The sequence below is a fragment of the Bacteroides sp. RTP31139st1_H2_RTP31139_211217 genome (assembly GCF_040227615.1).
Lineage (GTDB): Bacteria > Bacteroidota > Bacteroidia > Bacteroidales > Bacteroidaceae > Bacteroides > Bacteroides uniformis.
This window is the reverse complement of record NZ_JBCNZM010000164.1, coordinates 1-10,873: the sequence shown is the minus strand read 5'-3', so window position 1 is coordinate 10,873 and position 10,873 is coordinate 1. Positions and strand designations below refer to the sequence as shown.

Annotated in this window: 11 protein-coding genes and 3 pseudogenes; 8 read left to right on the top strand and 6 right to left on the bottom strand. The window is 44.6% G+C overall.

The genetic code is table 11. The annotated features are described in order from the left end of the window. Positions 1 to 879 precede the first annotated feature (879 nt). Complete coding sequence (locus tag ABUA47_RS19970) at positions 880 to 1,377, top strand: DUF3408 domain-containing protein (RefSeq protein ID WP_035450061.1); 498 nt, start codon at positions 880 to 882, stop codon at positions 1,375 to 1,377. 94 nt (positions 1,378 to 1,471) lie between these two features. Here the strand turns inward: ABUA47_RS19970 and ABUA47_RS19965 are convergent, their stop codons facing one another. Further along, complete coding sequence (locus ABUA47_RS19965; protein ID WP_035449913.1) at positions 1,472 to 1,885, bottom strand: hypothetical protein; 414 nt, start codon at positions 1,883 to 1,885, stop codon at positions 1,472 to 1,474. Positions 1,886 to 1,921: 36 nt separating this feature from the next. Then, positions 1,922 to 2,482: a hypothetical protein gene (locus ABUA47_RS19960; protein ID WP_032944729.1), complete on the bottom strand. Its 561-nt coding sequence runs from the start codon at positions 2,480 to 2,482 to the stop codon at positions 1,922 to 1,924. A 436-nt stretch (positions 2,483 to 2,918) separates the two neighbouring features. Here ABUA47_RS19960 and ABUA47_RS19955 point away from each other — a divergent pair, with 436 nt between their 5' ends. Next, positions 2,919 to 3,281, top strand: coding sequence for a helix-turn-helix domain-containing protein (locus tag ABUA47_RS19955; protein WP_051642944.1), 363 nt, complete (start codon positions 2,919 to 2,921; stop codon positions 3,279 to 3,281). Positions 3,282 to 3,284: 3 nt separating this feature from the next. Next, positions 3,285 to 3,611 carry a helix-turn-helix domain-containing protein gene (locus ABUA47_RS19950; RefSeq protein ID WP_035449915.1) on the top strand — a complete coding sequence of 109 codons (327 nt, stop codon included), beginning with the start codon at positions 3,285 to 3,287 and terminating at the stop codon, positions 3,609 to 3,611. 495 nt (positions 3,612 to 4,106) lie between these two features. On the opposite strand, the pseudogene ABUA47_RS19945 reads toward ABUA47_RS19950, so the two are convergent. Together ABUA47_RS19945 and ABUA47_RS19940 are read right to left on the bottom strand one after the other, a co-directional pair. After that, positions 4,107 to 5,321, bottom strand: a pseudogene (locus ABUA47_RS19945) (tyrosine-type recombinase/integrase). 21 nt (positions 5,322 to 5,342) lie between these two features. Continuing rightward, positions 5,343 to 6,572, bottom strand: a complete 1,230-nt coding sequence (locus ABUA47_RS19940) for a site-specific integrase (protein ID WP_035449916.1) — start codon at positions 6,570 to 6,572, stop codon at positions 5,343 to 5,345. 289 nt (positions 6,573 to 6,861) lie between these two features. Between ABUA47_RS19940 and ABUA47_RS19935 the strand changes: the two are divergent. After that, positions 6,862 to 7,041, top strand: a pseudogene (locus tag ABUA47_RS19935) (tyrosine-type recombinase/integrase); the annotation flags it as partial. Between the two features lie 87 nt (positions 7,042 to 7,128). Beyond that, positions 7,129 to 7,569, top strand: coding sequence for a hypothetical protein (locus ABUA47_RS19930; RefSeq protein WP_035449917.1), 441 nt, complete (start codon positions 7,129 to 7,131; stop codon positions 7,567 to 7,569). A 114-nt stretch (positions 7,570 to 7,683) separates the two neighbouring features. On the opposite strand, the gene ABUA47_RS19925 is transcribed toward ABUA47_RS19930, so the two are convergent. Next, a complete protein-coding gene (locus ABUA47_RS19925; protein ID WP_035449919.1) occupies positions 7,684 to 7,980 on the bottom strand; it encodes a helix-turn-helix domain-containing protein in 297 nt (98 codons plus the stop codon). Between the two features lie 5 nt (positions 7,981 to 7,985). After that, positions 7,986 to 8,273 carry a helix-turn-helix domain-containing protein gene (locus ABUA47_RS19920; protein WP_035449922.1) on the bottom strand — a complete coding sequence of 96 codons (288 nt, stop codon included), beginning with the start codon at positions 8,271 to 8,273 and terminating at the stop codon, positions 7,986 to 7,988. 342 nt (positions 8,274 to 8,615) lie between these two features. On the opposite strand from ABUA47_RS19920, the gene ABUA47_RS19915 reads away from it, so the two are divergent. From ABUA47_RS19915 to ABUA47_RS19905, 3 genes and pseudogenes are all read left to right on the top strand, one after another. Further along, complete coding sequence (locus ABUA47_RS19915) at positions 8,616 to 8,921, top strand: helix-turn-helix domain-containing protein (protein ID WP_035449923.1); 306 nt, start codon at positions 8,616 to 8,618, stop codon at positions 8,919 to 8,921. After that, positions 8,902 to 10,134, top strand: coding sequence for a VapE domain-containing protein (locus ABUA47_RS19910; protein ID WP_035449924.1), 1,233 nt, complete (start codon positions 8,902 to 8,904; stop codon positions 10,132 to 10,134). Before ABUA47_RS19915 ends, ABUA47_RS19910 begins: the two co-directional genes overlap by 20 nt. 333 nt (positions 10,135 to 10,467) lie before the next feature. Further along, a pseudogene (locus ABUA47_RS19905) lies at positions 10,468 to 10,873 on the top strand (mobilization protein); the annotation flags it as partial.

Below are 10,873 nucleotides of genomic sequence, written 5' to 3'. Positions count from 1 at the left end.
ATTCTTTATATTCAACGCTTTAGATATGTCAGCGTAGCTAAAAGAATTGTAGCCAACAGAACGAATCAATTCACTCCCTAACCGTATTATTTCACTTCTTGTATCATTCATGATGCAAATATAATCAAATTTACTTAGTAGTAAGTATATTCTTTAAAAAAGATGCATTATCTTTGTGCAAGAGTTATTTGAAGCAATGGAAAAATATAACAGACTAAAGAAGTTCGCTCGTTTCTACATCGTTACCCATTGTTATACTCTACTTCTTCAAAAGTATATTATTCAATAGATTACAATTACATTTCTTGTTACCGAAAACACAACTTGCCATGTTCGTTTGAACATGAATTTTTCTGTCGAAAAATCAAAATATGGCATCTTATCCACTTCCCACCTATAAAATCCTTCCGCCGCCATCCTTATCACTTTTTGAATACCCAAAACCGGAGTCACCGGAGCATTTGAGCGGTGTAACAGGATGACATACAGTGTCACAGACTGTCAGCAGACCGCCATGATAGTGCCAATCCGGAAAATTTATCGTTATTTTGCCGCATGTCAGCATGTGTTCGGCAGTTCAATCATCCAAGTGTGCGTCAGGTACATGGTGTATGGTTGCCTTAAACCGTTCGGTAACGGGTGAACGGGGATATGTAAGAACATAATAAGGCAACCGTTCCCCCATGTGTGAATGCGTGACCGGCTTAATGTCAGACTGGACACGTGGGGGATTGGATACATGACCGGCTTGCCGGTCGGATGCACATACCCGTCAGATAATGCAAGCATGTAATAAGGGTGGTATTCTTACATTCACAACGTGATGAAAATGCAGAACTGCCGGAAAAGAATTGTTCAACTATCAAAAATATGGAATTCATGGTAAAGAGAAAGGAAGTTAAAATCGACGAGGAGCAGATACGCCGCGTAATGGCCGGGGATATTCCCGCCTCTGTCCTGGAAAATCGTTATGGGAGCAACGCTGCTAACTCCCAAAAAGAAGATGACAAGAAACCGGAAACGGAAAATCGGTCCGGGATTCCTGCCAAATCCGACAAGGTGGAAGTTCCCGGTTCCGGTGTGTCCGGCGGTGAGGAAGAAGCACCATCTCCGGTTCTTCGGGAGAAAACACACCGGAAAAAGAACAGTCTTCAGGAGTATCCCGAACATCTGTTCGGCAACAACGTTGTGAAAGAGCGCCGGCAGACCTATGTCAGCAGTGAGAACTATGAACGGGTGCGTACCCTGCTTTCCGTGATAGCGCCGACTGTCAGCATTTCCTGCTACATCGACAATATCCTTTCGGCCCATCTGGAACAGTACCGTGACGAGCTGAACGCCATCTACAGCAGCCGTATCAACCTGAAACCGTTGTGATTCTGCCTGTGGGCGCATGAAAAAAGGGACACCCGGAGGTCGGATCTTTTTCCTTCCTTCGGATATCCCCTGCTTTTTCTTTCGGATATCGGGCTTATCTCGTACCGGTGGCTCTTACTCCCTTCGGTATCGGGTTGTCGAGTATTATCCGGTAGCATAGCCTGCCGTCCACATTCACCGGCTCTTTCGCCACCATGAAACCGGCGCATTTCTCGACCTTTGCCGCATCAAGTATCATGCCGGCGATGAAGCTGTTCGAGAAGCGGGCGCAACGCGGATCGTTCCATATCGTGAATCCGTTTCCGTCATCCGAGACGAACATGTACCAGTCCTTTGGCCTGTCTTCGTCCCTGGCGATACATAGCCTGTTTCCTGCGTGCAGGCTCAGTTCCCTGCTCAATATCCTGCTCAGGTACATGCTGCCGTCACGGCATACCGTGATGATCCGTTTGCCTTTGTAGGTCAGTGCCGGATGGGAATTGCTCTTGTCATAAACTGTCAGTTTCATAATCGATTATGTTTTGAGTGATACATTTATTGTCTTTTATGCCGCCTCGCCGGCCATGATCAATCTTCTTTGGGCGATGAACTTCCGGTTTGCCCGGATGGATTCCATCATCGCCTGTGCCCTGCGTGTCACCACCGAGGTCTTCTCGCCCATGTGCCTGGCTATGGTGCGGAATGAGCTTCCGGTCTCGTAGAACCGCAGCATGAATATCCTATAATCCTCATAGGAGAAATGCCGCCTGAGGAACTTCTGTATGTCCCTTACCAGCCTGTCGCATCCGGTAAGCATCTCTTCCCGTTCCTCTGTCTCTTCCGCGCAGTCCGTCTCACCCAGTCTTGCGAAATACTCGTCTCCGGGGCTGTCGTAACGGCTTTCATCCCTTGCGCCCGACTGCAGGATTCTTCGGTAGCATCCGAAGAAATAGGACTCCGGATCTTCTATCCCGACACTTGAGAACATTATCTGCTTCCTGACAGCCAGATATGCGTCATGGAACGCGTCTTCGTCGATTTTTCCATAGATGGAGAGTCTCTCCTTCAATCTCGCGTATGAACGGTTAAACCATCCGTTGAATTCTTTCACGTCTTTTGTTGCCATATCCTTTTGCTTTTATCTGTTAGACATCCGGCCCGTAGTACGGGCACTCTTGTTTCTTTGTATGCCTTACAGCCGTTCTCCCTCCGGAAAGGCGTCAAGGCTCGGCAGGAAAAAATACCGGAGCGCAGAGTGCGAGGATGATTTTTTCCCCGCCGACCCGCAGGGCCCGGCCTTGCGCTCCGGTGGGAAACGGCTACCTTTGCTTCAAAGAAATAAGTGTGTCCTTTCCGCTTCTTACCATCCGTAATTATCCCCTGGCGGTGAAAAGGGATGTCTGCCGGTGACACCTCTCGTCCGGTTTGCAGCCCGTCTTGATTTTTTTATTTTCTTCGCTTCCGGAACGCTTTTACGGACACCGGAACCCCTTTCCGGTATCATCTGTCCGCCGTTCCGGCTATAGTAAAAAAACAAATGTCAAACTTAAAATTGAGGAATTATGGAAGTAGTGGTCATAGAGAAGGCAACTTTTGAGAGGATGCTCTCGGGGTTCGAGATTTTTGCGGAAAAGGTGGAACGCCTCTGCCGGGAACATGAGGACTTGGGAGAAAAGGAGTGGCTTGACAGCGATGACGTTTGCAGGCTGCTCTGCGTCAGCCCTAGAACATTGCAGTCGATGCGGGAGAACGGAACATTGGCATACACCAAGATAAGCCACAAGGTGTACTACAGGCCGGAGGATGTGAAGGCCGTCTTTCCCGTGGTGGAAATGAAACGGTGTATAACAGCCGGCAAGGAAAGAAAATGCAATGTAACCAACAAACCAATCAACCAACGAACCAACCAACAAACAGATATCTGACTTATGAATGACAATGGCAATATCCGGCTGCTGACACCGGAAAACGACATACGCGTGAGAGTCTTTCTCTCATCGCTGGAAGACCTTTCAGAAAAGGTGGAGAAAATACGTGGTGCCAACAAACCGTCGCTGGACGGGGAACGCTATTACACTGACAAGGAACTGGCCGTTAAACTGAAGGTCAGCCGCAGGAGCCTTCAGGATTACCGCAACAACGGCATACTGCCCTATATCCAGGTGGGCGGCAGGATTCTGTATAGGGCTTCCGACATTGAACGTACTTTGATGGACGGGTACAAAGAAGCGTACCGGTTAAAAGGAAATATGTGATTGGCGAACCTGCAAAATAAAAGTAGGGAGAAAATCATCGCACTGCTTTCACAGGACAACACGCTGGGCGCAACAGCACTTGCCCAACAGAGAGGGTACTCCGACGAATCGGGCCGGACAAGGGCGGATATTGACAAGTAACCGAAAAGACAGATTAATTTTTCTGGAGGGAGCGCAGTTTGCCGCCTGCCTTTTTCTTCGTGTTTCAAAAAATATCCCTCCTAATAGAATGTCAGAACGGCATACAGCAGTAATATTCTATTGTCTGTATGCTGTTCTTTTTTTTATTGTATCGACTTTTCCGTCAGTCGCTTGTTTCCGCTGCCGTCGGCCTCCATTGTACAGACGTGAAAGGGAAAAGGTTTTCGGGCTGAATACTCTTTACCTGCAAAGGAAGATTCTGCCCGAAACGGCACGGCCGCCTGACCTTTTCACTTTCAATGGAGTCTGTACTAACTTCCATGGGCGGCGAGGGAACAGGCGGCCGCGAAACGGTCATTGGTTGTCATGGCCGGAATCTGTGAGGTTTTTGCGTCTCTTTTCCATCAGCTTGTCCATATCCTCGGAAATTTTATCATCGGTCACTTTGGCATAGCCTTGTGTGGTCCTGATGTTCGTGTGCCCCATCATCTTGCTGATGCTCTCGATCGGCACACCTGCCGAAAGCGTCAAGGTTCCGAACGAATGCCTGCTCGCGTGATAGCTGAGATTCTCTTTTACACCTGCCAATATCCCTATCTCGTGGATGCAGTACCAAAGCCTGTTCCGGTTGGGTAGAGGGAATATCGGTCTGCCGTCATCGGTTGTATTGTACAGCGACAAAATTTGTTCGGCTACGGGGTGTAACGGTATAAAGGACTCGACATCGGTTTTCTTCCTGTTGATACGGATGAAGCGTCTTCCGTCCGCGGTTGTTCCGATATGCGAGGGGTAAAGCCGTTTTACATCGACATAGGACAGCCCCGTGAAGGCTGAAAAGATGAACGCCCTACGGGTAAGCTCCTGCAACCTCTCCGGCATGGGCTGTTCCATGATCCGTTGCAGTTCCGTCCTGCTGATATGCTTCAGCTTATAGTCGGGCTTCTTTTCGTATGGGACGTCGGCAAGCGGGTTGAAGCGGATAACCTCCCTGTCCACGGCAATATAGATAAGCCTGTTCAGTCATGTAAGGCAGTGGTTGATATGTCCCGCCCCGCAATCTTTGGATTTCAGGTAGAGTTTATAGCCCCAGCCGAAGTCTTCGGTAATATCCTCAAAGGCGATGTCCCGCATACCCAGCGACAGCAGATATTCGTGCAGGTATGCCTGTGAGGATTTGGACTGGCGGTAAGAGGAAGTGGAATTTATCACTTCGGAACGGATTCTCAACCTTTCCCGTTCCTCTTCTCCGGCTTTCAGTAATGTGACCGGAACGGTAGTCACACAGGTAATCTCGTTCTTCAACATTTCTGCCGTGACCATGCCCGCATCCTTCAACAGATTGTCATATGAGGTTTCTATTCTGGAGCGGAGTGCTTCAAGGAGGTTGTTCGTTCTTGCATCCCTGACCTCTCCGGTCTTGGCTTTCCAGTCTTTGGGATTGCAGTAGCAACCCGTGGCAAACACGCTGTTCTTGCCGTCAATGGTGATACGGCACATGATGGCGGTAGTTCCGTTCGCCTTGACCTTACCGCGGTTGATGTAGTATAGAATTTTGAATGTACTTCGCATAATTAAATTGTTTTTATAGGGTTAGAGAACAAGTTTCAGATCCTTTGTCGCCTCGATGTATTTGTCCATGTCCTCGAAAAGTTTCTTAGGGGTTACACGGGCATACACCTGGGTGGTCCTTATATCCGCGTGACCCAGCATCTTGCTGACAGTCTCGATAGGTACGCCGTTTTCAAGGGTCATGAGGGTCGAGAACGAGTGGCGGCCCATGTGGTAGGACAAACGCCCCTTGATGCCGACTTTCATTTTGATGCTCGTCAGGCACCATTTCAGGGCCTGGTATGGAATTACGGGAAACAGAGTCGGCCTTGTGTCGTCACGGTATTTTTCGATAAGGGCTATCGCTTCGGGCAGCAATTTCACCCGGCTTAGTTGTCCGTTCTTGCCCCTACGGTATTTCAGCCATAGCGCACCGTTATCGTCCCTTGAGAGATTATCAGGCGTAATAGCTACAACATCCACATATGAGGTTCCGGCATAACAGGCGAAAAGGAACATGTCTCTGACAATGGAGTGTTCCGGGCGGCATCCAGTAAGTTCTATATCCCGTATCTTCTCGAAGTCTTCTTTGCTCAACGCTCTCGGCGGCGTTTCCTTCTGCTTGGGTAATTTGTAGTGTTCAAAATAAAATCTGTCCGAATGTCCCTCCTTGAAAGCTATGCGGCAGATCTTCTTCAGGATGGCCAGATAATGGCGCACTGTCTGGACACCCAAACCTTTCTCTATTACGACATATTCCTGAAATTCCCGGATGAACTGCTCGTTGAGCTGGCAGAAAGCGAGGTCGGATACTTTGAGCCTGCTGCTGACGAAATCTGCGAGACGGTTGCGGGTATAGAGGTAATTGGGAAGTGTACGGTGAGACACGTCGATGCCTACACGTGCCCTGACTTCTTCAATATGCCTGTCGAAGAGCTTGAACAGTGTCATCTGCGTGTCCTTGCTGCCTTGAAAGACTTCCTTGACTGCCGTCGCATCGAAATCGGTCTTTCGTTCCAGAAGGGAGTCGAACGCGGAGTTTACAGCCAACAGCAGCTTGTCGATTTTTGCGTTGACTTCCACTGCCTCCTTACTCTTGCCGTTCAGACGGCTTTCCCGGGGATTCCACAGTTCGGGAGTGCAGGAGAGCTTGCAGCTGAATTGCGCCATCGTCCGGTTAACGGTGATGCGCCCCATTATCGGGGCTTTGCCCGACTTGTCCAGTCCGCTCTTTTTAAGGTAGAGCAATACCTTGAATTTTTCTACTTTCATACGCTTATATTTTTAGTGGCAAATTTACCTGTTTTATAAGCGTTCTTTAATATGCAAAACTGTGACAATCAGTGTAATATATCGCTGTTTTAAATTATTTGATCCACTCTTCGTTACCTTGTCCCAACCGGTAACAGCCCTGCTAACGATTTGGTAACCGAACATCTTCAATAATCCCCACTTTCTTGCTTTTTTCTCAAGTGGAAGAATATAGAGAAATTAATTGGTATACAGCAGATTGGGTTATACTTTCTTCTCGTATCAGTTGTTCATATAACTTCTTTTTTTCCACACAGCCCGGCACAGCTTTGCAAGCGTCATTGCACTGGCTAACAATGTATCACTTCCAAATGTGTCTAAAATGTTGGGACATTCGTCTACGAGAATGACACAGCATTATGCAAAGGTATTAGACCAAAGTATTTTAAAAGATATGCAGAAAGTAGATATAGAATTAAGCAGTAACTAATTTGCATTATGACAAAAGACTTAGGAATAATTTCTTAAGTCTTTTTTTTATTTATATCTTCGCACTCAACATTCTAATAGGTAAAAGATGAACAATATTTTAAGTTATATCATTATCGACATTCTATTATTAGCATTGTCAATATTGCTTTTTTTAAAGTATAACAATGGAAAAGGAGGACCTTTAGGCTCTTTAAAAAAGCGAATCATATATTCCCTATCAATCTTATCATTCATTGGGTTTGTTGTTTGTGTTAATAAATCAGTCTATTGTTTTCCAATAAAAAAAACATTAAATCAAGAACTACTAAATGCCTATAGCGAACTTGAAATCGCAATAAATACGAACTCTACCCCCTCTCTTCAATTACAAGAAAAACAAGATAAAGTCAAAAGAATCTTATCTGAAATGAATAATATAGATAGATATAAAAACGTAGAAATATTTCTTAATATTTTTAATGGTATAACTATTGCTTTTATTACATTCATCATAGCTTTCACTTTCAGAAATAAAATATTAGGTTAATATAATGTAAATATTATTTCAACAAAGCCAACAATACTGTTTTCAATAAAACGAGATTGCTGGCTTTCAATCAACCAATACACCAAGAAAACAAGGTTTCAATATTTCATGCTTTCAATATTTCAAGTTATCATTCCTGTAATACTTATCTAACAAATTCATTATATCACTTTCCCGATAAATGATTTTTCCCGGAAGTTGCACATATCCCAACAGTCCCGTATCCCTGTAATCCTGCAAAGTCCGTTTACTGATACACAGTTTTTGGCAGACTTCCTCACCTGTCAAGTAATGTTCGCCACCCAGTACCGGACGATAATTCGTTATCATGTATTCCACATTCTCCAACACCTGGTCAAGGGATGAAAACAATACTTGTGTTGTATTGGAATCTTTTGTTATCAAATCCATAAGTTCTATTTTTTAGAGTTATTCTTCACGTGATTTTGCATAAAGGTTTCCACATCCGAAATCTTATAATAAATCTTGTTATTGATTTGCGAATAAGGTAATTTGCCCGTATCACGATAGGTTTGCATCGTCCGGGCAGACACGTTCAGCAAACGGCAGGTTTCGCAGTTATCCAGCCACTTATCCTGTTTTCTCCGCAAAGGAATACATAGGGCATCCATACGATTGATAAAGTGGTTAAACTTTTCCTGCCAAAGTTCGAATGTTTTCTTTTCAATGGTTACTATTTCCATATTTCATTATGTTTTGATATTACTTCTTTTTTCTTGTTTGGTGCAAATATATAGCCTTGAATAGTAGCTTGTTTCAGACTGTCCGCAGATGTCCTAATATGTCCTCACTTGTCCCACTTGCATAGAGAAAAGAATAAGAAAAGCCGAAAAAGGTAAGCGATATAAAGAACTTCGTTCACGTTTCATACCCTATTATAATAAGGTGAAGAACACAAACGAACTTTCACGGTCTGATAGTATTTTAAAGCAGAGCCGAGCAAAGCAATTCCAAACGCTTAACACTTTGTTTTTTACCATTTTTTCTTATTTCATTTGTGGTGCTAATTCAAAAAACAAAGCACCATGAACAATCCTTTTGAAGAAATTTTCAAGCGGCTGGAAAACATCGAAAAGATGATTTCCCCCGTAGGCAGTTCTTCATCCGAAGAACCGGACAGCAGGCAATCTGTTTTAGTCAAAATATCCGTAGCCAGCCGGATAACCGGATATTCAGTTAATTACCTCTACCACTTAGCCAGCAGCGGAGCAATACCATATGTTAAACGTGGACGTTCCTTACGTTTCGATGTGAACGAGTTGCAACAGTGGATGCAGCAACAATATATACCAGCTTCCAACAAACTATCCGATGAAAGAAAAAAGGAATAACGAAGCGGGACACATCGAGGGTAGGCTATCCAAAAACGAGCGCATCGAAAGGCAACTTAATTCCCTGTACGACTTCCGGTTTAATATTGTGAAAAGCAGGACAGAATACCGGGCTGCAAATACTTCCGGTTTGTATCAGCCAGTCACGAAGTTTGCTTTGAACTCTTTCAGGCGCAAACTGGATGTTACCGTAGGCGTTGCCACCTCTGCTGAAAACATCCGTACGATATTGGAAAGCGATTTCGCAAATAAGGTGCATCCCATACGGGAATACCTAACTGCCCTACCCTTGTTGAATCCTGCCGGACATGAATATATCAAAAAACTATTGAGCACGGTGCAAGTAGCCAATTCTGGCAAGTGGGAGGAGTATTTTACAAAATGGCTTGTCGGTGTGGTAGCTAATGCAATGAATGATACAGGCTGTCAAAACCATACTTGTTTAGTCCTTACTGGCGACAAGCAGGGGCAGTTCAAAACATGGTGGCTGGATAACCTTTGCCCGTCACCGTTAAAAAATTATCTATTTACCGGGAAGATAGACCCACAGAGCAAAGATATTCTGACACTGATAGCCGAGTACTTGTTTATCAACATCGACGATCAGCTAAAGGAACTCAACAAGCAGAATGAAAACGCACTAAAGAACCTGATAACCACCCCGGCAGTCAAGTATCGCAGACCGTATGATATTTACATAGAAGAATATCCGCATTTAGCCAGCTTCATGGCTTCGGTGAACGGAAACGAGTTCTTGACAGACCCGACAGGAAACAGACGATTTCTGCCTTTTGAAGTCCTGCTCATTGATAAACCGACAGCAGAAAGTATCAACATAGATAATGTCTACTCCGAAATCATGTACTTGTATCGGCAGGGGGTACGCTATTGGTTTAATGATACGGAGATTGAAGAACTGCACCTGACAAATGCGGAATTTGAGGTGCAAACGGTTGAGTTTGAAATGCTGATGCAGTATTTTGAGAAGCCCACAGAGGAAGAAGAAAGCCTATTCTTTATGACGACAGCACAAATCCTCACTTGTTTACGGGATGTATGCCCTATGCAGTTATCGGAAAAACGATTGGGAGAAGCATTGCGAAAAGCCGGATTCAAACGGGTACAAAAGCGTATCAGCAACTGGAATTATTCGGTATATGGGTACAGAATAAAACCTATTTCCATACCCTACACCGATAACGATTACGGCTAACACAGCCGTTTATAATTGGCTGGTACTGCCTATACAGTAACTACCCAAAAACATCTTACTGCATTTTATTCATTGAATGCCTGCTATTTATACAACGTGCAGTAAGGAGTAAGATAAAAGCCTGAACTTTTGGGAAATTTGAGAAAAAAGAAAAGTCAGAAAACAACATAGGTAATATTTCTATCTCTTTTGTATAAAACAACTTACTTATCTTTCTGCATAGAGTATAATCCGTTGAAAGAAAAAGAGATAGGTGCAGAAAGTTGACAATTTTTCTTCTTACTCACTTCTTACTTCATTACTGTAATTTACAAACATTCAAAAATAAAGATTATGACTTATCAGGAGGCTAACCATATCAGTATCAAAGATTATCTGAAATCATTAGGCATTTTGCCCGCAGTCGATAAATATTATTACGGCATGTACCACAGTCCGTTCCGTCAGGATGGTACGCCCAGTTTCAAGGTGGATTACGGTGTAAATCTGTGGTGTGACTTCGGGACGGGTGAGGGCGGCTCTCTCATCGACCTTGTGATGAAGCAGCACGGATGTAACGCTTACGGTGCTATCTGCCGACTGGAACAGTATTCATCCGGAAATTCTTTTTCTTTTCAAGGGAAAGAGGTTTCAGAAAGGATTCAGCATGAAAGGAAACAACCGACCAGCCCGATAGACATCCGTAAAATCCAGCCGTTGCAGAATCCGGCACTCATGGATTATTTGAGAAGCAGGAACA